This window comes from Streptomyces sp. NPDC088733 (assembly GCF_044751185.1).
Classification (GTDB): domain Bacteria; phylum Actinomycetota; class Actinomycetes; order Streptomycetales; family Streptomycetaceae; genus Actinacidiphila.
Window position 1 is genome coordinate 95,563 of record NZ_JBIVLH010000006.1, and the last position, 23,413, is coordinate 118,975.

15 protein-coding genes are annotated in these 23,413 nt (G+C 70.8%); 8 read left to right on the forward strand and 7 right to left on the reverse strand.

From position 1 onward, the window contains the following. Positions 1 to 401 precede the first annotated feature (401 nt). Positions 402 to 4,475, reverse strand: a complete 4,074-nt coding sequence (locus ACIP64_RS13125) for a S8 family serine peptidase (protein ID WP_401584976.1) — start codon at positions 4,473 to 4,475, stop codon at positions 402 to 404. A gap of 185 nt (positions 4,476 to 4,660) precedes the next feature. On the opposite strand from ACIP64_RS13125, the gene ACIP64_RS13130 reads away from it, so the two are divergent. The 3 genes from ACIP64_RS13130 to ACIP64_RS13140 all read left to right on the forward strand — a co-directional run bounded on the left by ACIP64_RS13130 (position 4,661) and on the right by ACIP64_RS13140 (position 7,439). Then, positions 4,661 to 5,632, forward strand: coding sequence for a helix-turn-helix domain-containing protein (locus ACIP64_RS13130; protein ID WP_401584978.1), 972 nt, complete (start codon positions 4,661 to 4,663; stop codon positions 5,630 to 5,632). Positions 5,633 to 5,706: 74 nt separating this feature from the next. Continuing rightward, positions 5,707 to 6,342 carry a nicotinamide riboside transporter PnuC gene (pnuC, locus tag ACIP64_RS13135; protein ID WP_401584981.1) on the forward strand — a complete coding sequence of 212 codons (636 nt, stop codon included), beginning with the start codon at positions 5,707 to 5,709 and terminating at the stop codon, positions 6,340 to 6,342. Beyond that, the gene (locus tag ACIP64_RS13140; RefSeq protein ID WP_401584984.1) at positions 6,339 to 7,439 is read left to right on the forward strand and encodes an AAA family ATPase; all 1,101 of its coding nucleotides are present in this window, start codon (positions 6,339 to 6,341) and stop codon (positions 7,437 to 7,439) included. Before pnuC ends, ACIP64_RS13140 begins: the two co-directional genes overlap by 4 nt. Positions 7,440 to 8,372: 933 nt before the next feature. Here ACIP64_RS13140 and ACIP64_RS13145 read toward each other — a convergent pair. Then, on the reverse strand, positions 8,373 to 9,173 hold the full coding sequence (locus ACIP64_RS13145) for an alpha/beta fold hydrolase (RefSeq protein WP_401584987.1): 801 nt from the start codon (positions 9,171 to 9,173) through the stop codon (positions 8,373 to 8,375). A 1,061-nt stretch (positions 9,174 to 10,234) separates the two neighbouring features. Beyond that, positions 10,235 to 14,443, reverse strand: coding sequence for a carboxypeptidase regulatory-like domain-containing protein (locus ACIP64_RS13150; RefSeq protein WP_401584989.1), 4,209 nt, complete (start codon positions 14,441 to 14,443; stop codon positions 10,235 to 10,237). Between the two features lie 413 nt (positions 14,444 to 14,856). Here ACIP64_RS13150 and ACIP64_RS13155 point away from each other — a divergent pair, with 413 nt between their 5' ends. From ACIP64_RS13155 to ACIP64_RS13170, 4 genes are all read left to right on the forward strand, one after another. Then, entirely contained in the window at positions 14,857 to 15,114 is a 258-nt protein-coding gene (locus ACIP64_RS13155; RefSeq protein WP_401584992.1) for a hypothetical protein, read from the forward strand. Between the two features lie 258 nt (positions 15,115 to 15,372). Then, positions 15,373 to 16,164, forward strand: coding sequence for a hypothetical protein (locus tag ACIP64_RS13160; protein WP_401584995.1), 792 nt, complete (start codon positions 15,373 to 15,375; stop codon positions 16,162 to 16,164). A gap of 238 nt (positions 16,165 to 16,402) precedes the next feature. Then, on the forward strand, positions 16,403 to 16,744 hold the full coding sequence (locus tag ACIP64_RS13165) for a DUF1360 domain-containing protein (RefSeq protein ID WP_401584998.1): 342 nt from the start codon (positions 16,403 to 16,405) through the stop codon (positions 16,742 to 16,744). Next, positions 16,741 to 17,991: a hypothetical protein gene (locus tag ACIP64_RS13170; RefSeq protein ID WP_401585000.1), complete on the forward strand. Its 1,251-nt coding sequence runs from the start codon at positions 16,741 to 16,743 to the stop codon at positions 17,989 to 17,991. Before ACIP64_RS13165 ends, ACIP64_RS13170 begins: the two co-directional genes overlap by 4 nt. Before the next feature lie 53 nt (positions 17,992 to 18,044). Here the strand turns inward: ACIP64_RS13170 and ACIP64_RS13175 are convergent, their stop codons facing one another. Beyond that, complete coding sequence (locus ACIP64_RS13175; RefSeq protein ID WP_401585003.1) at positions 18,045 to 19,175, reverse strand: hypothetical protein; 1,131 nt, start codon at positions 19,173 to 19,175, stop codon at positions 18,045 to 18,047. Positions 19,176 to 19,531: 356 nt separating this feature from the next. On the opposite strand from ACIP64_RS13175, the gene ACIP64_RS13180 reads away from it, so the two are divergent. Next, positions 19,532 to 19,858: a hypothetical protein gene (locus ACIP64_RS13180; RefSeq protein ID WP_401585006.1), complete on the forward strand. Its 327-nt coding sequence runs from the start codon at positions 19,532 to 19,534 to the stop codon at positions 19,856 to 19,858. A gap of 141 nt (positions 19,859 to 19,999) precedes the next feature. On the opposite strand, the gene ACIP64_RS13185 is transcribed toward ACIP64_RS13180, so the two are convergent. From ACIP64_RS13185 to ACIP64_RS13195, 3 genes are all read right to left on the reverse strand, one after another. Then, positions 20,000 to 20,539, reverse strand: coding sequence for a hypothetical protein (locus ACIP64_RS13185; protein ID WP_401585009.1), 540 nt, complete (start codon positions 20,537 to 20,539; stop codon positions 20,000 to 20,002). Positions 20,540 to 20,868: 329 nt separating this feature from the next. Continuing rightward, entirely contained in the window at positions 20,869 to 21,915 is a 1,047-nt protein-coding gene (locus tag ACIP64_RS13190; RefSeq protein ID WP_401585011.1) for an NAD(P)-dependent alcohol dehydrogenase, read from the reverse strand. A gap of 277 nt (positions 21,916 to 22,192) precedes the next feature. Next, complete coding sequence (locus ACIP64_RS13195; protein ID WP_401585014.1) at positions 22,193 to 23,179, reverse strand: SDR family NAD(P)-dependent oxidoreductase; 987 nt, start codon at positions 23,177 to 23,179, stop codon at positions 22,193 to 22,195. Positions 23,180 to 23,413: the final 234 nt, after the last annotated feature.

The following is a 23,413-nucleotide window of genomic DNA, read 5'->3' on the forward strand; positions in this document are numbered from 1 at the left end:
CCACCGGGGCGACGGCCTTGTGGAGCCGCTCGCTCGGGGCCGTCTGCTCGCTGCAGGCGCCAGGAGGCGCAGGGAGCGGTGGCGAGGCCGGCCGCCGTCACGCGGTTCATGACCCGCTCCCCGCGGCCGCTCCGTCCTCACGACAGTCGAAGCACCAGCCGTCAGGCGGGAGCGACGGCGACGGCTTCTCGCAGCGCTCTGCGCGTCCGCATCTGCTGTACCGAGGCCGCGGCGGGCCGCCCCCGGTACGGCCGTCAGGAACGCCTCCTGCAGCCGTGCCGCCCCGACGTTCGAGCGGTCCGCCGCCTCCCGCTCGCGGGTCCGGCAGGGCTCACACCGCAGCGCCGCGGGGGCGAGAAGCGTGACCGCTTCTCGCCCCCGCACCACGGACCGCTCCGCGCTCAGTAGGAGAACTGGCGGATCTGCCCGTCGTACGCGCCGTACGTCCAGCCCGTGCGGGTCGCCGGGTCCAGCTGGACGGAGTTCATCACGCCCCCGTGGACCAGGGGACCTCCGTGCCCGTTGATCTGGAAGCCGGTCAGCGTCTTCACCACCGCGCCCGTTGTGGTGTCGATGACGAGCAGCTGGCCGGTGGCGTTGTTGTCCGTGACGACGGCGGTGCCGGAGCCGGCGTAGCTCGTGCCCTCCGGTGCCGTGAACGCCGCGACCGCGAACTTGTTGACGCCGTCCACCGCCATGCCCGTGGCGGGGCCGCGCCGTACGGCCACCGGGTCGTCCGACTCACCGGTGGCCACGGACAGCGAGCCGAGGACACTGGTGGGCACGATCTTGGTGCTGATCGCGGTGGCCGACAGGTTGTAGAGCGTGCCGGCGCCGTCGGAGCCGAAGCCGTTGCTGCAGCCGGACATGGTCCCGACGAGGCTCACGCTCTGGGCCTGCGTGTCCACCCGCGGGATCTGCACGCCGCCCAGGCAGAGGGCGATGGGAGCGCCCTTCGCGAGGTAGACGTCGCCGGTGGAGGAGTCGGTGTCCAGGAGGCTGTACGAGCCCTTGGCGACGCCCGGCAGATCGGCGGGGAGAGGCTCGGCGGTGGTGCCGTCCGCGAGGTCGACGGGCAGCACCAGGTCGGCGTTGTCGGCGGCGGCCCGCAGCAGCAGCGCGCCGCGGGAGCGGGCGGCGTCGACGCGTCCGGCGACGAAGCGGTAGTCGGCCGCGGCGAGCGCGGTCCGTCCGACGAGGGTGCCGGTGGCGGTGTTCCAGGTCTCCACCTGCACGTCGCCGTCCGGCGTCGCCTGGTGGACGGCGAGGGCGCGGTGCGTGGTGGGTGCCACGCCGAGGACCTCGTAGTCGGACGTGTCACCGGCGTCCGAGGCGACGACCGGGCCGTAGGCGCCGGTCCGGGTGGAGTAGTGCCGGAGCTCGGTGGCGCCGGAGACGGTCCGCAGCGCGGCGATCGAGTCGTCGCCCGCGGCGGCGAAGGACAGCACCGTGCTGCCCGCCGGCGCGGGACCGTCGTCGACTTCGAGGGTGGAGACGGGCGAGGCCTGGCCGACGACCCGGTGCCGGCTGTCGAGGGCCATGACGCGCACGCCGTAGACGGTGGACGTGGACAGGCCCAGCCGCAGGGCGTCGAGGTCGACGGTGCCCTTGGCGGCGGGCAGGACGCGGTGGGCGCTGGAGGGGGAGTCGACGCCGTTGTCGTCCAGGGCCGTGCCGTTGGCGTTGGTGAAGGTGTTCAGCGAGTTGTGCAGCGTCGGGGCGGGCGCGGCGAACTCCACCTGCGCGTACTTCGCCCCCGGGACGTCGCGTACGTCGTACCGCAGGGTGAAGCCGGCCTTGGCGCGGGTGACCACGGCGCTGTGTCCCGCGGCGCCGTCGCGTCCCGCGACCAGCGGCGCCTGCGGGCGCAGTTTCGCGGTGCCGCCGTCGACGCGGACCGGCGCGAACTCCCCGTACGTGACGAGGTTCGGGTTGCCGCCGAATCCGGACTGCGCGATGCCGATGCCGTACAGGCCGCCGCCGGCGGCGAACGCGTCGGCGGGGACGGTGACCGTGCCGGATTCGGCGGTCAGCGCCTGGTGCCACGCGGCGCTGAACAGGGGCGCGAGGGCCGGGCTCCAGTGGCCGACGGTGGAGACGACGAGCTGCGGGTCGCGGAGGCCCGCGACGCCGGACAGGTCGTAGGAGACGGTGACCGCATGGCCGGCCTTCACCACCTCCGGGGCCTTGGGCGCGGTGCTCTCCACGTAACGGCCGTCGCTGGGGCCGACGGTGAGGGTGCGGCGCACGGTGGCCTGCGTGCGGCCGCCGGTGAGCACGCGGTAGGTGACGGTGACCGTGCGGTCGGCGTCGGAGACCACGGGGAGGCCCGCGGCGTTCAGCAGCTCCGTCGGCGTCACCCGGATCGCGGGCCCGGCGGAGGTCCAGGTCTTCGCGCCCACGCTGAGCGTGTACGTGGGATCCGCCCCCTTGGGCAGCCCGGTGACGTCGGCGGCGAAGGTGACCGGGCCCACCAGGCCCATGCCGTTGCCGCCGGAGGCCATGTCGCCGAGGTCGATGCGGTCCGGGTCGGTCGTCTCCAGGAACTGCCCGCCGAGGCCCGCGTTGGTCACCCGGTGGGCGACCGACAGCCGGACGGCCGCGGGCCGGTCGCCGCGGTGCCCGAGGACGTCCTCGACGGCGGCGGTGACGTCGATCTGCCGGCCGACATTGAGCTCGCGGTCGATCTGCGCCGGGGTGGCGACCTCACGGCCGGTCCGCTTCAGGACGTCCCGTACCTGAGCGGGCGTCAGGTGGTGTCCGGCAAGGCCTGCGGCCTGGAGCACCACGGCGGCGGCCGCGGCGATCTCCGGCGCGGACGCGGACGTACCGCCGTTGAGGACGGGGGTGACGGACTGCGCATCGCCCCGCTCGGTGTGGGTGAAGGCGACGATGTTGTCGCTGGGCGCCGAGAGGTCGATGCGGGTGCCGAAGCCGGAGGAGAAGGTGCCGAAGCCGCTGATGCGGGTCTCGGCGGTGGTGGCGTGCCCGGTCCGGGAGGCGAGGGTGTCGTCCAGGGTGGTGCCGCCGGCCGCTATCGCGCCGCTGTCGGGAACCTGCGACGGCGTGGTGGAGTACGCCACGTCGTCGATGTCGGTGGCGGACCGGTCGTTCTTCGCGGTGTCGGTGGGCGTGCTGCCGCCGTCGGGGCCGACAGCGGCCGGGGTGTACAGGCGGGTGCCGTCGTTGGAGGAGATCACCACCACGACGTGGTCCTTCTGGACGATCGAGGCGACGACGGACCGGATGTACGGGTCGTCCTCCAGGTAGCGCCCCGGGAAGCCCTGGGCGTCGGTGCCGAAGCCGAGGCTGGCGGTGATGACGTCCGGCTTGGGCGACTGGTGGGCGGCGGCCAGGAGCGCGGTCGCGATCTGGTCCATCGTCGGCTGCTGGGGGACGACCAGCCGGTAGTTGGCGCCGGGGGCCACGCCGAGCAGGTCGGTGTAGTCGCTGCCGGTACGGCCGGGGCGCTGCCGGTCGTGCGCCAGCGGCGCCATGACGCTGAAGTCCAGCAGGACTTCGCCGAGGCCGGGGTCCTGGTCCTTGGTGGACGCCGAACCGCTGAGGCTGCCGTCGGGAGCCGCGACGTAGGCGGGGATCAGCGGCATGGAGGGGAGGTCGAGGTAGCGCTGACCGCCCTGGAGCACGGTGGTCGGGCCGTGGCCCTGGACGTAGGCGTCACCGGCGTCGGCCATGGCCTGGTCCGTGAGGTCGCCGATGGAGACGTTGGTGACGGTCCGGCCGGCGCCGGGCTGCTGCCCGTAGCGGCCCTGGAGGATGTCGAAGGCGCCGACCGCGTTGACCCCGCCGGCGTTGAGGAAGGCCTGGGCGGAGTCGGTGAGGGCGAAGTTGGCGGGCACGGCGCCGGGCGCGGCGGCCTTCGCGCGCTTCGCCGACGTCACGGCTGTGGCGGGCAGTTGCCGCCCGCCGGTGTTCATGGTGTTCACGTACCGGTTCGGCTCGGCGCCGATGATGCCGGGCGTGCCCTGGAGGGCGCGGGCGACGGCGGCGGAGTCGCGGTCGCCGGTCCGTACGACGTAGGTGCGCGACAGGTCGGCGGCCTCGTCTCCCAGGCGCATGCGGGCCGAGGTGGTCATCGACGCGGCGGCGGAGGCGGACAGCGAGGGGAGGAGCGGCTGGAGCGAGGTGGCACCGACCGCGGTCAGCTTCTGGTTCAGCGCGGCGCTGCTCGTCCCGGGGGCGAGGGCACGGGCCCGGTTGCCCGGCAGCGTCCGGCCGGTCACCGCGGTCTGAGGGGAGAGGGTCACCAGCACCTGCCCGGGGACGACGCCCGCGCGCTGGGCGGGCAGCGCCTTTTGCGGCGAGCTGTCACCGAGGGGCGTACGGGCGGAGTCCTCGCCCGGGGAGGCGGGAGCGGCGGAGGCCGGGAGCGCGGCGGTGAGGGCCAGGAAGACGACGGACGTGACGGATATGGCACCGAGCCGCCGTCTGCCGTGCGATGGGGCACGCGACATGGAACACCTTTTCAGCGGGGCGAGGTGTGCGGGGGACACACCGCGGCACGCTGACGCCCACCTCAACGCAGGGCAGCGCGCTCGCTGCTGGAAGATGTCAAGTGAGGCGGACGAGACACAAGGTGGGGAAGGTGGCCTACCTCCGCCAGGTGGCCGGTTGGTGCCACAAAGGTGCGGGAGACGGCATGGAATTTAACGTACTGGGGTTCACGGCGGACACGGAGCGCGTGTACACGGCGCTGGTGGGGATGCCGCGGAGCACGGCGGCGGAGGTCGCGGAGGCGTGCGGCCTGACCGCGCCGGCCGCGGGGAGGCTGCTGTCCGGCCTGGTCAGGGACGGCCTGGCGGTACGCAGCGCGGGGCGGCCGCCGACGTTCTCGGCGGCGGCGCCGGACGTCGCGGTCGGCGCGCTGATCCAGGAGCGGGAGCAGCAACTGGGCGACGCGCGGGCGCTGGTGCAGCGGCTGGTCGAGACGCACCGGGAGGCGGGCAGGATCAGCCACCCGGACATGGCCGCGGAACTGCTGACGGACCGCGAGGACATCAGCAGGGCGGTGTACCGGCTGACGGCCGGGGCGCAGCGCGAGGTGTGCGCCTTCGACCGCCCTCCGTACGTGGACCGGCCCGGCAGCAACCTCGACGCGCAGTTGGAGCGCCAGCGCACGGGGGTGGTCCACCGGGTGATCTACGACCGCGAGGCGGTGGCCTGGCCGGGCAGACTCCAGGCGGACATCATGCCGAGCATCCGGGCGGGCGAACAGGCCCGGATGCGGCCGGAGTTGCCGCTGAAGCTGGTGCTCAGCGACGGCCGGGCCGCGATCATCCCGTTCAGCCTGGCGCCGGGCGGCCAGTCGGCGGCGTACCTCATTCACCCGTCGCCGATGCTGGTGGCGCTGCAGTGGCTGTTCGAGGCGCAGTGGGAGCGGGCGATCCCGCTGGGGGAGGGGCCGGTCTCGGCGGAACCGGGGCAGCCGGACGCCGAGACGCGGGCCCTGGTCGGCCTGCTGGCCTCGGGGCTGACGGACGCGGCGATCGCCCGGACGCAGGGCTGGAGCGCCCGGACCACGCAGCGCCGCATCCACCGCCTGATGACGGAACTCGGCGCGGCCACGCGCTTCCAGACGGGCCTGGCGGCGGCGCGGCGGGGGTGGCTCTGAGCGGCAGTCGAAACTCCCTTGCCCCTCCCGCACGCCCGGCGTTATCGTCAAGGTGACGTTTAGGAGGTCCCCGCGTGGTTCTCGCGGACATGGTCACCCGGCTCCAACAGCCCCTGTTCACCCTGCTCGACACGCCCGTCAGCTGGGTGGAGGTGCTGGGCTTCGGCAGCGGAGCGCTCTGCGTATGGCTCGTGGCCCGCCGGCACATCGCCAACTGGCCGATCGGCATCGCGAACAACCTCTTCTTCATCCTGCTCTTCGCCGGCGCCGGGCTGTACGCGGACGCCGCCCTCCAGGTCGTCTACGTGGCGCTGGCGGTGTACGGATGGTGGGCCTGGATCGCCGGGGCCTCGGGGCACCTCGCCATTAGCCGCACGGACGCCCGCACGTGGCGCATCCTGGCCGCCGCGACGGTGGCCGCCACCGCGCTCCTGACCGTGCTGCTCGACCGGGCCACCGACTCGACGGTGCCGTTCTGGGACGCGCTGACGACCGCGCTGTCGCTGGCCGCGACGTACGGCCAGTGCCGGAAGAAGGTCGAGTCCTGGTACCTCTGGATGGCCGCCGACGTCGTCTACATCCCGCTGTACGCCTACAAGGGTCTCTACCTCACGTCGCTGCTCTACGCGGGCTTTCTGCTGCTGTGCGCGGTGGGGCTGCGGGCCTGGCTGGCCGAAGCAGGGGCGGTCCGGAAGGAGGCCCTGGCATGAGCGAGTTCGACCACGGGCTGGTGCTGGGCAAGTTCTACCCGCCGCACGCGGGCCACCACCACCTGGTCCGCAGCGCGGCGGCGCGATGCCGCCGGCTGACGGTGCTGGTGTGCGCCTCCGCGGTGGAGTCGATCCCGCTGGCGGACCGGGTGGCGTGGATGCGCGAGGTGCACCCGGAGTCGGGCATCGAGGTGGTGGGCGCGGTCGACGACATACCGGTCGACATCACGGACCCGGCGGTGTGGGACGCCCACATGGCCATCTTCCGCGCGGCCGTCCCGGACCCGGTGGACGCCGTCTTCACCTCCGAACCGTACGGGGAGGAGTTGGGCCGCCGCTTCGGCGCGACGCCGGTGACGGTGGACATCGCCCGCACGACCCACCCGGTCTCGGGCACGGCCGTCCGCAGGGACCCGGTCGGCTGCTGGCGTTTTCTGGCGGCTCCGGTGCGGGCGGGGCTGGCCCGCAGGGTGGTCGTGGTGGGCGCGGAGTCGACGGGCACGACGACGATGGCCCGGGCCCTGGCGGAGCACTACCGGGCGCGGGGCGGGGTGTGGTCGGGGACGCGGTGGGTGCCGGAGTACGGCAGGGCGTACTCCGAGGAGAAGTACGCAAGCCTCCTGGCCGCCAGCCCGAACGCGCTGTTCGCCGACGTCACCTGGACGTCTCCCGACTTCGAGCTGATCGCGGAACGCCAGCTCGCGGACGAGAACGCGGCGGCACGCGCCGGCTCCCCGGTCCTGTTCTGCGACACGGACCCCCTGGCCACGACGATCTGGCACGAACGCTACATGGGCACCCGCAACCCCCAGGTCGAATCCATCGCCGCTCGCGCCAACCACCACCTGTGGCTCCTCACGGACGACGCGGGCGTCCCCTTCGAGGACGACGGCCTCCGCGACGGCGAACACGTGCGCACATGGATGACGGACCGCTTCCGCGAGGAACTGACCCGCAGGGGCCTCCCGTACGTCCTCCTGACGGGCCCGCACGACGAACGCCTGCGCACGGCAGTGACAGCCGTCGACACGCTCCTCACGACCGGCTGGCACTTGGCCGCCCCCCTCCCGGAGCGCGGGCGGCCCGACGGGCCGTAGTGACCCTCATGTCACCCGGGGCGGACCGAGGTGAGCTGGTCCGCGGTCCGGCGCCGCGCGGCGTGGGACATCGGGCGTCATCAAGGAACGACGCTGCGGAACTGACGCAGGGACGCCGCGAGATCCGATCGGCCCGCGTCGTCGTCCCGGAGGCGGTGCAGTTCCGCAGCGGCGAACTCCTCGGCTGCCCGCAGGACCTCGGCGAAGAGTTCTTCCGACCGGGTCGTGCCGATGTGTGTGTGTGTTTCCGCTGGAGATCGCGATCCCCCGACGTGTCGGCCTGAACCGGATCGTGAACGACGAGCCGGTTCCGACGAAGGTCATCTGCTTCCCGGTGCTCCGCAGGACGGCCAACTGATCCAGCAGGAGCGACAGCGCCAGGTGAATCATCATCCCCTGGTCCGGGGAGTGGCCTTGGGAAGCCGCGGTACCGGAGTCCCCCGTGACGACGATGTCACCCAGGTCGAACCCGCACGGATCCCCCTGATCCGGGCGGCGGGAGTTCCGACCGGCGTTGTCAGTGATCCCCAGGAGGTTCAGTGCCGTCCCGCCGATGTGGCGCGGAATTCCCCCATGCTGCACAGGAGGTGGCGCGTTGTCGGTTGGGGAGAGGTCGATCACCGCGCGGGTGAGGGCACCTGCCCGTTCGTCGAACTGGCCGACGGACGCCTGCAAGGCGTCGCGTCGAGCGGCTCGGACATCGAGCGGGTCCACGTCTCGTCAATCGCCGCCGGCACGGCTCGTAGTAGTCCCGCACGAGCCGCCGGAACAGCATGAGGATGCCGAGCGTCTGCTCGACGATCCACGCTGTCGACCGGATGGGAGGGGTGGGCGGTCGAACGCGTCTTCCGCCTACCCCCCGCATCCGGAGCGCGGACCGGGCTCATGCCTTTCGGCAGGTGTCACCCGTTGTTCCGCCCGGCTCCGCGTGCGTCACTTGCCGGGGTGGAACGCGTTGATTTCTTCGATGATGCGCTGCGGAGCCTCTTCCGTCAGCCAGTGCCCGGAGCCGGCCACCTCCACGCCGGTCGCGGAGGGCGAGGCGCCCTGCGCCCCGGCGAGCATCACGTTGAGGTATCCCTCCTCGCTGATCATCCTCACGGGAATGGTCAGCGGCTTCTGCTGCAGTCGCTTGTTGTCGATCTCGTCCTGGTTCCAGTAGCGGTAGAACTCGAACCCACCGTGGAGCACCTGCGGCCGCGAGTAGGTGCGGACGTATTCCTTGACGGCACGCGGCGACGGAACGGCGTGAGGCGAGTGCGAGAACGTCGGGTAGAAGTAGCCGAAGAACTGCTTCTCACGGCCGGTCACGAGCTGCTCGGCCAGCGGTGACTGCTGGTTGAACAGGAAGTGGAAGGACACGTTGCTGAAGTCGGCGAAGCGCAGGTTCTTGCCCACCAGGGGGAAGTCGATCATGAAGAGCCCGCTGACCTGCTGACGGTATGTGGCGGCGAGGGGGTAGGCGACGCCGGCGCCGATGTCATGGGCCACGAGCTCCACACCGTGGCGCTTGCCGATCCGGTCGAGGAGATCGTGCACGTAGGTCGCCATGGTCGCGGCGGCGTAGTTCGACGGCGCTCCGGTCGAGTCCCCCAGGCCCGGCAGGTCGACGGCGATGACCGTCCTCCCGGGAAGGAGCTTCGGCATGATCCCTCGGTACGCGTACCAGTTCTCGGGCCAGCCGTGCAGCAGGACCGTGGTCTGCGGGCCGTTGCCGCCGATGACGTAGTGCATCTGTATTCCGTCGACGGTGGTGAAGCAGTGACGGAATTCCCTGTTGAACGCTGCGTCCTTGCGGGTTGCGGAGTCGTAGCCACGGCTCTTCGCCCGCTCCGGAGCTGCGCAGGCCGGCGCGTGGGATGCGGACGACTTTTCGCCGGCGGCGGCGTTCGCAAGGTTCGGGAGGATCAGGGCGGAGAGGGCCACGAGGCCAGCCAGGAACCCCAGGAGTCTTGTCTGATTTTTGTGCACGAAAGTACCTCGGTGTTTGCTGTTCTGCCCGGCCGCTGAGGCGGTGGGCGCTTGCGCACCACTCAAAACCGCGGCCCGATTGACGCACCGGCCTACCGACGTGGGCGCCGGTCCTGTATCGCGGTCATAGCCCTGGGGTGCGCCGTCAGGTGGGTGCTGCCCATGCGGGGGCGCCGATCATGGCGCCTGGGGCTGGGTGATCGTCGAAGCCGCTTCATTCTTGACCGGCTCGTCCATAACGCTAAACCATATGGACGAATCGGTCAAGAACGTGGACTGGCCGCATGGCACGCCCTCGAAGTTCGATGAGCAGAACACCGCCCTGGAGCGGTTCCGGTCCGGCGGGTGCACCGGCACGCGCATGGACGACCTTGCTGAAAGCCGGCTCGGGTGTTCTGCCCGTGCCGGGCCCGGGTCGTTTGCCGGGGCCCTGGGGGCGGACAGTGCCAGAGGTGCGTCGTCCGGCGGTTCGGTCGACGCGATCGTGCGGTGTCCCGGTCTGCGCCAGGGGCGGTGGGTACCGGCGCCAGGGTGTGCGTGATCTCGCCGTGAACGCTGCGCGTGACGGCTGGATGCCCCGCACATCGCGCCGGGAGCGCCGCCCGGTCTGGCACGCGCAGGCGTCCGGGGTGTCCACGACGGGTCGGTCCGGCCGACAGCGTCTTCACCGCCGGGCAGGCCGTCATCCGCCGATTCGCCGTGGGCCGGTCTTGCCCGTGGGCCCCTGAGCCGTACGCTGTGCCGCTGCCGTCCGTCACCACCCCGCTCGACGCAGTGGGGCCGGCCCGTCGCCGGGCCGGCCCCACTGTGTTCTGCGAGGGCGCCTATCGCCTGGTCAGGACCACGTCGGCGGTGACGGCGTCGCGACCGCGCGTTCGCACGGTGCGCTCGGCGGTCCGGTAGCCCTCGGCGCTCACCGTGAGGGAGACGGCGGGTCCGGCGTCCGGGAGCCACAGGTGGTACGTGCCGTCGACCCCGGTGCTCAGCGTGTGCGCGCCGGTCCCGGTCCCGACCCGGACCGTGGCTCCGGCCAGCGGGGTGTTGCCGCCGTGTTGCCCGGCGCCGCTGACGGTGCCGCTCAGGTGCGTCCACCCGGGAGGCGCCACCACGGTCATGGTGACGGGAACGGTGACGGAGGCGTACGGCCCGTCGCTGTCGATGATCAGCCGTGCCTGGTGCACGCCCGCGTCCGCCGGCCCCATGTCGCCGGCGTCGACGGTGACGGTCAGTTCCGCCGTCCTGCCCGCGCCGACCGAGGTGGAGCCCGCCTTCGCCGCCAGCCACGTCACGTCCCCGTGGGGGGCGTCGTAGCCGGGCAGTTCGAGGGCGGAGGTCTGCATCAGCCTGTCGGCGCTCAGGCCGCCGAGGACGGACCAGCCGGGTGCTCCGGCCGCCGCGTACAGCGGCTGCGGCAGGTTCGGCAGTGCGCTCCACGCGTCTGCGGCCGGATCGTAGGCGTAGGCCTCGTTGGTCACTGCTGCGGCCCCGACGAGTACGCCGCCGGCGGCCATGAGCCGGCCTCCTCCGCTCGCCGTCGCGGCACCCCAGAAGTCGACCGGCGGGTCGGCGATCGGCGTCCAGCGGCCCGCGGCACGGTCCAGGGCGTAGCCGACGGCTGTGGCGTGCGGAGGCTGCCCGTCGCCCTGGTGGACACCGCCCGCGCAGTACAGCGTCCCGTCGACGGTTCCGCAGCTCTGCCAGGAGGTCGGCAGAGGGTAGGCCGGGCCCGGGGACCACGTGTCGCCCGCCGGGTCGTAGACCTGGACGTCGCGCGTGCCGCAGGAGAGGCTGGTGCATCCGCCGATGACGTAGAGCCGGTCGCCGACCGCTGCCGCGGCCGAATTGCCGTACGCCTTGGGTGCGTCGGCGATGCGCGACCAGGTGTCGCTCGCCGGGTCGTAGACCTCGCCCCCGGCGATCGGTGTGCCTGCGCGGTTCTTGCCGCCGACGACGTACAGCTTGCCGCGGACGAAGCCGTAGGCCGCGCCGCTGCGCTTGGTGACGGCCGGGGCGAGGTCCTTCCAGGTCGCCGTGGCCGGGTCGTAGGAGTGCAGGGCGGTGGTCCACTGCCCGTCGGGGGTCTGGCCGAGTCCGGTGTAGAGGATGCCGTCGTACGCGGCCGCGATCCCCCCGGTCATGGGCTGCGGGAGGTCCGCGAGCGGCTGCCACGCCTGCCCGGAGGTCGCCCCGGTGGTGCGGTCGGCCGCCGTGGCGGTGGCTGTCGCGACGCCGAGCGGATCGGGCCTGGCCGCGGTCCGTTCCCTGAGGGCGCCGGACATGCGGGCCGGGGTGCCTGCGACGGCCTGCTCCCCGACGGCGAGGGAGGCCGGGGCGCCGCCGGTGTTGCGCACGTTCACGGTGACGGTCTTCTTCCCGCCCCAGGGGACGGTGACGCCCACCGCACCGGGGGTGGCCTTCAGCCGGGACGGGCGCAGGGCGAAGTCTGCGGCGGTGACGGCGTCGGCCTTGACCGTCACGGCCGATGTCCCGGTCGGATAGCCGAAGGCCGGCAGGGCGGCGGTGAATTCCTGGCGGCCGGTGCGGGAGGAGAAGGCCCAGTACAGTCCGTCGCCGACGGCCGGGTCGTCCGGTGTGGCGATGCTGTGGCCGCTGTCTTCCGGGGCTTTCGCTGCGGAGACGGTCGCGCCGACCACCGCGGCACTGGTGTTGGCGTCCGTCACTCGGCCTGTGAGCAGCCCGCCGGGCACGGTGACCAGCGAGCGGGTGCCGACGGCGATGTTGTCCAGCTGCCAGATGCCGGTCAGGGAGCCGGCGAAGTGGAAGCGCAGCCGCACCGAGGACTTGCCGGCGTAGGCGGTGAGAGGCACCACTTGGTGGGAGGGGCCTTCCACGACGTCGGTGTGGTGCCAGAGGTTCTGCCAGTGGTCCCCGTTGTCGGTGCTCACGTCGATGTCGGCGGTGGGGTCGTTGAAGCGCCACAGGCTGGGCAGCGCGGTGTCGAACTCCAGGGCCGGCCGGGTCTGCGCCGAGAAGTCGTAGGTGGGGCTGATCAGTTCGGTGTCGACCTCGCCCCAGCCGAGGGCGTAGTCGTCGACCTGGGCGAAGCCGCCGTTTCCACCGGTCTGGTTGCCGCGGGTGAGCGGGTCGTCGAATCCCCAGCCGCCGGCGTCGGTGTGGTTGACGATGCTCCACCCGGCCGGCTTTGCGGCGGTGTCGAAGGACTGGTAGCCGCCGCCGTGGTAGTCGACGGCGTAGCCGGGTGGGAGGGTGCCGGAGCCGACCAGCGGGAGCGTCAGGTCGGCGGTCCTCGGGGACGATCCGAGCACGACCTTCGTGTCGGCCGGCCGGTAGCCGGGGTAGAGGGCGGTGGCGTGCAGTGTGTATGTCTTGCCGCGCTCGAGGCGGACGGAGTAGCGGCCGGTGCTGGGGTCGGTGTGGACGGTGCCGGGTACGCCGTCGACGGTCAACCGGGCGTAGAGGCCCCAGCCGTGTCCGCCGCCGTCCCGGACGGTCCCGGAGACCGTGGTGGTCGGCACGGCGGCGAGCGCGGCGTTCCTGGTCAGCTGAGTGCCGTCGGTGAGGGTGACCGTGCCCAGGTCCTTGTCGGAGTAGCCGAAGGCGTTGACCCTCAGCGGGTACGGGCCGGTGGGCGCCGCCAGGGACCACTTTCCGTCCGCGCCGGTGACCGCCGAGAGTGCGCCCAGCCGTACCGTCGCCCCGGACACCGCCTTGCCGGTGGCCTTGTCGGTGACCTTGCCGGTCACGGTGCCGTGCGGGCCGGGGCGGAAGGCGCCGACGCCGTGCGGCGTGCCCAGGCCCGTGGGCCCGTCGTAGCCGGGTCCGGCGGTGCAGCTGTTCGCGGGCTCGCACGCGGGCGCGGTGTCCGGGCCGCAGGGCGCGTCGTCGGAGCAGTGGGCGTTGCTGCCGGTGGTCACGTCGTTGAGCGCGCCGGGAGTGCGGTACGGGTATCCGGCCGGGTAGGTGCCCTCGACGGGCGTCCCGGCCAGCGCGTACAGACCGGTGATGATCGGGGCGGAGGCGCTGGTACCGCCGTAGACGGCCCATCCGCCGCCGGAGTAGGTGTTGTAGACCGCCACGCCGGTGTCGGGGTCGGCGACCGCGCTGACGTCGGCCACGGATCGCTTGTCGCAGCCGGTGCCGGTCTGGAACGCCGGCTTGGGCTGGTACGCGGAGCACCCCGAGCCTGTGCCGCTCCACACCGTCTCCGTCCAGCCGCGGGCACCGGTGTCGCTTCTGCTGAGCGAGGTGCCGCCGACCGAGGTCACGTACGGGGAGGACGCCGGGTAGCTCAGGCCGTGGCCGTCGTCGCCGGAGGCGAACACCACGGCGGTTCCGGGATGGTCGAAGTACGCCGCGTCCAGGGCGCCGAGGTCCGGGCCGTCGTAGTAGGCGCCGTAGGAGTTGGAGACGTAGCGGGCGCCCATGGCCACCGCCGTGTTGACGGCGGAGCCGAGCTCGTCCGTGGCGGAGCTGTCGGCCTCGACGAGGAGGATGTGCGCCTTCGGTGCGACGGCCGAGACCATGTCGAGGTCCAGGGATATCTCGCCGGCCCAGCCGTCGTTGGGTTGCGGGTAGTCCGTGCCGCCGCGCTGGTCCACCTTGCGGAAGCAGCCGTTGTCGGGCGTGCAGGGCGGCAGGTCGTACTGGGCCCGGTAGGCTGCGAGGTCCTGCTCGGCCGTCGGGTTGTCGTAGGCGGCCACGATCGCGATGGTCGCCCCGGCGCCGCCGTCCGCGGGCAGGTCGTACGCAGAGCGCAGGTCGGCCGGACCGAACCCCTCGGGTGCGGCGGACCGGGCGCCGTGAGCGCTGCCGGTGTCCGTTCGGCGTACCGCGAAGCAGCTGAAGTGCCCGGGCTGCGGGGTGCCGCAGAGTGACTGCGTCGCGGCCTCGGCGTCATCGGCGACGGCGGGGCTCTGGTGCGGCACTTGGACCGCGAGGGCGGCCAGCAGCAGGGCCGCGGCCGTGCCGGTGGTCTGTCGCCACCGGGGTCGCGATGGCCGGGCGGGGGCACCCCTCAAGTATTCGGCGAGGGGGCGTGGGAGACGGGGCACGAGCACAGGGCGACTCCGGTGGAGGACGGAGTGGACAGGGCAATTCCGACAACGTTGCCGGGCGGGTGACGCGTTGCCGGAAGAAAGATCGCGTGCCTTCGACGACCGGGTCAATGGACGGAGTTGGCGACTTGGCGCCGCGTGTCGTGTTCACGCCTTCTCGATCACCGGCCTGCCGCGGCGACGTGCGTCACCATCGGTGGCCGCTCCGGTCGCCCGGCCGCAACGTGCGAGGGGCCGAGCGGTAATCCCGTCGGCCGCGCTGTCCGCAACCGGGTGACGCCTGAATCCTGTTGTGCGTGAAGTCCGCGGCGCTGTTGTCGCCGGCGCTGGGCGGGAGCCTCATCGAGAGCGGCCGCCCTCGAACCGGTCGCGGTGCCCGGGCGGCAGGTGCCGAGCCATAAGTAGGACAGATGAGGACGAGGGGGATCGCCATGTTCCAGTACCGGTGCGCACAGTGCCGCACGACGTCGCCGGCGGCCCACAGCCGCCATGAGCTGAACGCCGAGAGGAACCGGCACCGCGATCTGTTCCACGGCGGGCACATCCCGGACGGCGAGCAGATCATCGCCCCGCGGCGGATGAGCCTCCTCGACCTCCCCGGCGAGCAGCGCATCGCGGCGGTCGTCCTGACCGTCGTCCTCGTGGTGGCGTACATGATCCGGTTCTGACCCCGGGCTACCCGGCTGATGCCGGTGGTCTCGGCGTGCACGCGGCTGAAGTTCCCTTGGCCGTTCGGCAGTCCCGATCCGACTCCTCATGAGCCGAATTCGGAGCTGAATCGGGAGTAGGTGAAGAAAGCTGCCGCGTCGCATTGAGAGGGGCCCGCTGCGCGATCGGCGAGGGCCCGCCGCGTTTTCCCAGCCGCCCCGGGAGCCATTCGCGTCCGCCGTGCGTCCCTTTGCGTAGGGATGTACGGGAGGGGACGCGTGCCAGAGAACGGGACACCGAGACAAACGAGACTGCGTCTGGCCAGGCAGCGTCCGGGCCCCAGCCGCGTCCGCGCCCGCGAGCGCGCAGAGGAACTGGACTTGGAGGCCGCACGGCCGGGCCGGCGCCTCAGCCTACTCACCCTCGGCGCGGTCGTCACGATCGTGGCAACCCTTGGAAGTCTGGTGACGACCGGCATCGGAACGCTGTGGAGCGCACGTGTCGCCGAAGATCAGCTTTTGCAGTCACGGGAGCAAGACGAGGACCGCCGGAAAGCCGACGATGACGCGGCTCGGGAACAGGCATCTCGCATCGCGTTCTGGATCAGAAGGTCGAGCGACGGCGAGACGCTGCACCTGATGAACAGGTCTCCGGATCCCGTGACCGACGTGCACGTCACCTTCGGCGTCTGGGCCCGGAAAGAGCCTCGGGAGGCGAACTACCGTCTGTTGCTGTCGAACCTGCCACCATGCTCGGACACGTTGATTCAAAGCGCTTCGTTGGGCTACGCGATCGACCTAACGCCCAACATGCTGACGTGGGCCCTTCCGCTCAATCCAAAGAGGGGGAAGACCCCGTACAGGCCGTTTGCCGATGATGTGTGGTTTTTGGGGAACAGGATCGGCATGGATTTCACGGATCGCGCTGGCATCAGATGGACCCGGACAACAGAGCAGCCCCTCAACCCGGGCGCCTTGGAACCACCCGCCTTGCTGAAAGTGGCCGGAAGGGTGATGGGTGAGCCCCCGGTGCAGCCCGTCACTTCCTGCGGAGGTGAATCGAAGCAGTAGCGCCACGAATACGAGGGCCAGCGGCTGCGGGGTACGTAGGCCCGCGCCGTCCGGACACTGCATCGGCATGGCCGCCGGCCCCGTGCCATGGAGCGTACCGGCGGCGCCTCAACTGGTGCGAATCCGTGCGTGATCTGAAATACCGGCACTGACCTGGGAATTCGCTCACGACGCCCGGTTTCGGGTGGATCCTATGATGTCCGCCGACATCCGGAGGATCTTCACCAAAGGGGCGACCTTGATCGGTGCCGTTGACCTCGCCCTGCTGGGATTCGCGGGCTACCGCGGCACCCAGCTGCTCGTCCATGACTCCATCCTCGACCCGGCTTGCGACCGGGTGTTCGCCTGGCAGCAGGCCCGCCCCGACTCCAAGCGGCGCGACTTCGTCGTCACCCTGATCAGCTGCGTGTACTGCACCGGCTGGTGGGTCGCCGGTGCTCTCCTCGCCACGTACCTCCTTGCCACCGGCCGGTTCGATGGCGCGCCGCTCCTGGTCCACGGCATCGAATGGCTCGCCGTCGCCGGCCTCGCAGTGCTGATGAACCGCGTGGATGACACCCTCGGCCGGGTCGCCCAGTGACCACGCCAGGGAGGGCCCTCACCGCGGCGTCGTCCCGCTACGTCGCCCGCAAGATCCGCGGCAAGGGCGCAGGCACCGACCAGTCGTGGCAGGTCCGCGCCTGGCAGATGTACCGGGCCGTGCCCGAGGTGCGGCTCGCCGCCGGATGGATCGGCAACGCCATGTCCGGCGCCCTGCTGTACGCCGGGCGGCGCGCCGACGACGGCACGATCGAGCGCGCGCCCGACAACCACAGGGCCAGCGAGATCCTGGCCCAGATCGCCGGAGGCCCCGGTCAGGCCAAGATGCTCGGCACGTTCGGCCGGCACCTGACCGTCGCGGGCGAGGGCTGGATCGTCGTCCGCCCCAACGCCGACGTCCTCAGCCCCGACAGCCCCGAGGACGGCCACGACTGGCGCGTGCTGTCCGTCCGCGAGGTCCGCCCCCAGTCCGGGAAGCTCATCGCCGAGATCGACGGCGAGGAAGTCGCCATCCCCGAAGGCGACGCGGAGAATCTCGACCCGGACGCCCCCGTGGCGATCCGCGTGTGGGAGGCCGACCCCGAGCGCGCCATCGAAGCGGACTCCCCGGTGCGGTCCTCCCTGGACCTGCTGGAAGAACTCCAGCTGCTGAACGCCGCCGTGAAGGCCATCGCCCGCAGCCGGCTCACCGGCCGTGGCATCCTCCTCGTCCCCAAGGGCACCCGCTTCCCGACCCCGGGCACGCAGGGCGACGCCGAGGACGACCTGATCGAGATCCTGATGACGGTCGCCGAGACCGCCATCAAGGACCCCGAGTCCGCTGCCGCGACCGTGCCGATCGTGCTGGAAGTCCCCGCGGACACCATCAGCGACTTCAAGCTGCTGACGTTCGAGTCCGACTTCGACGAGCTGGCGCTCAAGCTCCGCGAGGAGGCCGTGCGGCGCTTCGCGACCGGCCTGGAGATCCCCGCCGAAATCCTCCTCGGCATGGGCGACGTCAACCACTGGGGACAGTGGGCGCTCACCGAGGAAGCGATCCGCCTCGGCATCGAACCCAAGCTCGGCACCGTGGCGTTCGCCCTCACGCAGCAGTGGCTCCGCCCCCTGCTGGAAGCGGAGGGCCTGGAGGACTGGCACCGGTGGCTGGTCTGGTTCGACAGCAGCCCCCTGCGGGTGCGCGGCAACCGCTCTGAGACCGCCTTGCAGGCCTACGACCGGGGCGGACAGCAGATGTCCACCACTTCGGGAGGCACCACCGTCTGGCGCTGTTCGATTGCGGAGGCCTGATCACCCGACAGGTCGGAGGCTGAGCGTCGGCGTCGGCGTCTTCTGCCGGCTGATCAGAAGAGGCGTGCGCGTGTCCTGCGTGAGGTTCTCAAGATCTCGCGCAGCCACTGGCTGCGGACGGCTGGTAGCCGGACCAGGGTGTGCCAGAAGATTCCCGGGTCGGGTCTGAAGCGGATGCAGGGGTGCGGTGCGGGTGGATCGTCGCGTAGGACGCCGTCGGGCATGACGCCCGACGCGGGGGCGGGCAGGTGCGGCTCGGGGAAAGCCAGACACATCCACACCCCGAACGGAAGGGGCACCGGGGGTGCCGAGGCGGCCGGGCTGGGCGGGGCCCAGGTCTTCCCCGTCTGCGGATGGACCGGCACGATGAGGATGTCGACGTCGGCGTCGGGGGCGGGTGGCCCCGGTCCGGCCAGGACGGCGCGCCGCGCCGGCGGACCTGCGGGCAACAGGGTGTCGAGGAAGCGTTGGAACATCTCCTCGGCCAGGCCGTCCGGGACGGTCACCGACCGGCCCCCTGACGCCGTCAGCAGATGGGCGAGCGCTCGGCCGGCCGCCGCCTCCCACCGCGGGCTCCAGGACCACCAGTGGTTCAACCCCAGCCGTGGTCCGTCCCAGGCGGTGATCGGCTCGAACGGAGGCGTGCGCTTTCCCTGCGCTGCCAGCTCCGCCCAGGAGAGCGGTGCGGCATCGGTGCCGTCGACTCGGCGGCGGCGCACCGCGCCGGGGGCGAGCCACACCGCCTGCCAGAGCGAGCAGTCGTCGATCCTGCTCGCCACGGGCAGGCCGCACGTCTCGCAGGCCACGTTGGGGCCGTCAGCGCCGTCGAGGCCGCAGCAGTAGCCACCGCACTTCTCCGGGATCAGCACGGTGCCGCGGACATCTCCAGGCGCGATGACGATCGCGCCCGGCGCGCCGTCAGACAGGACGTGGACCGGCGCGTAGATGCCGCGCGCAGCCAGCTCGTCCGGATCGATCTCCTCCCACCTCCGCCACGGAGGCCCCCAGGGCTCCGGCTCCACGGCGAACGTGCCCGACTCCATAAGGACCGGGAGCTGAATCCCGTTCCCGTACTTCTGATGGGCGTGGACCGGCAGGACCACTTGGGACAGCGGGGCGGTCAGTTCGGCGCCGCACCCCTCACACTCGAAGACGAACAAATGCCCTCCGCTTGAAAACAGCATCGTCGCAGCTTGGCGGCGGCCGAGCCATGATGTTTCCCGTCCGTCGCAGGGCCCGAGGGCCGCCACGACGTCGACAACGGGTTCCAGCGCCGACGACGGCATCCGCCTTGCGGCCACCTCTCGGACCACACCTCACGCAGCGTTCGAATCCTCGGTGCGTCGTGCTGCCTCCCGAAGTGGTGCACATCTGCTGTCCGTTCTCATGAACGGAGCCAGCCGAGGAGGTCGAGCGCTTCCAACAGCAGGGCCTGTGGTGGGCGAACTGGATGACCGGCTGCTCTGCCGCGCCGGACGCTCCGTAACGGCTCTGCGTATCCTGGTCGGCGCGGGCGCGGGGCTCGACGCCTCAAGGGGCTGTGCGTCTGCGCACGCTGGACATCGACGCCTGGAGCTGGCTCAACTGCAAGCCGGTCATGGTCGATCCGGACCGTCCCGCGAACAGTGCGGCCTTCCCCGAACTTGCCAGCTCCTGGGTGCCCGCCGCTGATCTGCGGCGCCTGGCCGCGTACAAGCTCCTCGCCGCGTATGACGACAAGCAGGCCGGGCAGCTCGCCGCCGTCGCCTTCAACTCGGCCGATCTGCTGGAGTTCCTGCGGCGCGCCGGTCTCGATCCCGACACGGTCGACATCACCGAACCCGAGCTCGTTGACTGGCGCGACGGCGGCCCCGGAACCTGGGCTTGAGCAGCCCCGCCCGAGGTGCGTGCGCGGTGTACGAGCGGGGCTGCCTTTCAAGGGTGCGCGCTGCCCAAACCGGCTGCATCCTGACGGGTCCGCGCGGTCCGACACGTCAAGCCCCTGCCGCCCCGATGTTGCCAGGCGCTGTCAGCGCCGGACTTCCATGCCGAATTGATGCAGCAGGCCACTGTTGAGCTCGTATGCACATGCCCGGAGGGCTGCATCGCCGGCGTTGGGCGTCAGAACGCTGGATGCAGGCCGAAGCTTTTTCGGATGGCGCGTTTCCTCCACTTGCCTCATCCGTCCGAAGTCCGGGTCGAATGGGACGAGCCGTCGGTTGGTTTCGGGCGCCAATACGGTTGCTGCCATCTCGATCGGAGCATCCGCGGAACGGTGAAGGCGGTGGGTGTCCGCCAACGCCACTGCTTCGTCCACGACAAGGCGCAGGTTATTCGCGTCGACAGGAGGGCCGTAGCCAGGCGTAGGCAAGTTGGCACTGAGGTCGACACCCACCGCGACCGATTCGTCGTGGTGCAGTTCAACCAGGATTCCACGGCTGCTTGTGGCGCGGTCTGGCACGAGCAAGTTGCTACTCGCCCACCGTCGGAAACCGACGCTCAGGTAGTCGCCGATACGGTTGGAGAGGATAAAAGCCCGGGCGATACCCACTCGGTCGGCGGCCTCCATAGCTTTCCGGAATCCCGCAACGGCTTCGACTTGGGTTGGTGCCGGGACCAGTTTAGGTACCGGGCGGGTGAGCATCGTGGCCACTACTACTCACGCGTGTGACTCCCGAGCTTCGCCGAGAATGACGTCGGATGCCTCCGAAAGGCGTTCTTTCAGCAGAGTGTCGGGGGCCGAGGTGGAGGAGCCGGCCGAGCCGGTGGAGGTCGTCGACCTGATGGCGGCGCTCGAGGCGAGCATCGCGGCGGCGCGCCGGGAGTAATGGGGCACGCCGCCGCGTGGTCGCCTGCCGATAGCCTCCGCCGTCGGCAGCGCTGTCAAAAGGACGTATGTCAGATCGTGTCCGCGTCAATTACGAAGCGGTACCGCACGTCGCCTTCCCGCAGTCGTTGGTACGCCTCGTTGATCTGCTCGGCACGGATCAGCTCGATCTCAGCGCCGAAGCCGTGCTTGGCGCAGAAGTCCAGCATCTCCTGAGTCTCCGCGATGCCGCCGATCGCTGAACCCGCGAGGGCCCTTCGGCCTGCGATCACGGAGAAGAGGTTGAGAGAGATCGGCTCCTCGGGAATGCCTACGTTCACCAGGGTGCCGTCGGTCTTCAGCAGGGACAGGTAGGCGGCGAAGTCGAGTGGCGCCGAGACGGTGGAGAGGATGAGGTCGAAGGTGCCCTCCAGATCCGCGAAGGTCTGCGGGTCGCTGGTGGCGCGGTAGTGGTCCGCTCCCAACTTCAGGCCGTCGTCCTTTTTGCGCAGGGACTGCGAGAGGACGGTTACTTCGGCGCCGAGGAAATGGGAGATCTTCACGGCCAGGTGGCCGAGGCCTCCCATGCCCAGGACTGCCACTCTCACTCCGGGGCCGGCACCGAAGTGCCGAAGGGGTGAATAGGTGGTGATGCCGGCACACAGCAGCGGCGCGGCGACGTCAAGCGAGAGTGCGTCGGGTATACGGACCACGTAGTTCTCGTCGACGACGATGGTCCGGGAGTAGCCGCCGTAGGTGGGTCGGCCGTCCTTGCCGATCGCGTTGTACGTGCCGACCATCCCGCCACGCGTGCAGTACTGCTCGTTGCCGGCCTTGCAGTTGTCGCAGGTGCGGCAGGAGTCGACCATGCAGCCGACGCCCACACGGTCGCCGACCCGGAACTTGGTGACGCGGGGGCCGACTTCCGAGACGATGCCTGCGATTTCGTGGCCGGGCACCATGGGGAAGATGGAGTCGCCCCAGCCCTCGTCGACCTGGTGGATGTCGGAGTGGCAAATGCCGACGTACTTGATATCGATATGAATGTCGAACTCGCCCACTGTACGACGCTCGATGGTGGTGCGCTCCAGCCGAGATTTGGGAGCGAGCGCGGCATAGGCCGTTGTGGTGGTAGTCATGCTGAGATTCCTTGGAATTTGGGCGTTGTTGACAGCCGAATGGAGCAGACCTGGTCACGGCTACGCAGATCCTGAGGCGGGCGGAACAGGGCAATCGAGAGGCGGCAGCGCGTGGGCCCTCAGACGTGGCCGGAGCCGCGTACGTGCGGAACTCGGCCCCGCCCCCGGCCATGAAGCGAGGCTGGATCCCACTCGCCGCTACGACTGGATGAGACTGGCCGGCTTGAATGGCACTGAAATCGGCAGGAGTTCAGTGCCACTCTTGCGAGGATTCTGCTTACACGGCCATTGCGGCGAGTGACAGTTCCCACAGACGCTCGGCGGCGTCCGGGTCGACCGCGTACGGGGCTACGCCGCCGGGGGACTTCCCCACGGCCTCGGCCGACAGTTTCTCGCCCTCGTTGTTGTCCTCGAAGTAGCGGCCGCCGATGCCTTCCAGCTGGGGTGAGGTCGCGACCAGGACGCTCGTCGCGGCGCCCTGAGCGACCGTCTTGAACCGGAACGGCGCGCCCTGGAAGGTGCCGAATTCCCCGGCCGCGGCGGCTTCGCGCAGCTGTGCGAGTTGTTCCGGCTCCATGTAGCGCGTCAGGTTCGTCCCCAGGATCACCCCGGGGTGGACGGCGTTGGCGGTGATCCCGTCGGCTGCCCAGCGGTTCGTCGCCCCGACCGCGAAGAGGATGTTGGCGGTCTTGGACTGCCCGTAACCGAGTCGCGGGTCGTAGGGGCGGGAGGTGAAGTTGATGTCGTCGAACTCGACGGGTGAGGCATGGTGGCCGCGGGAGCTCAGCGACACGATGCGCGCGCCGCCGGCCGATGCGAGCGCGTCGTGCAGGCCGATCGCGAGCGCGAAGTGGCCGAGATGGTTGGACGCGAACTGCAGCTCCCAGCCGTCGGGTGTGCGGTCGAGTGTGGGCGGCTGCATGACGCCGGCGTTGTTGACGAGGATGTGCAGGGGCCCCGTCCATGCGCTCGTGAAGGCGGTGATCGACGCGTTGTCGGTGAGGTCGACGCGGCCGACGTGGACGGCGTCGTTGCCGGTGGCCTTGCGTATGTCGGCCGCGGCCCGCTCGCCGGCGTCCGTGTCACGGACTGCGAGGGTGACCGAGGCGCCGGCACTGGCGAGAGCGCGTGCGGTCTCGGTGCCGAGGCCCGAAGCGGCACCGGTGACGACTGCTTGCTTGCCGGAAAGGTCGACACCTTCGACGACCTCGGCGGCCGTCGACTCTTCTCCGAAGGGGGTGCGGATGCGCTGGGTGAATTTCATGGTCTCAATCCTTGTCAGTGGGGTGATCAGGGATGCGGAGCTCGGTAGATTTTGGTTCGGATTACATCTCGGCGGTTCCAGTAAATTGCGGCCCGTTTGCCGGTGAGAATGCGACTGCGACGCTGGGGACCCCTTCGTCCGAGCCCTCTGGAGAAATGTTTCGGCGCCCCTGAATCCATCGGTTTCCGTGGGCTCTTTCCTCAGGTCGAATTTCCTGGGAAGAGCAGTCCAGAA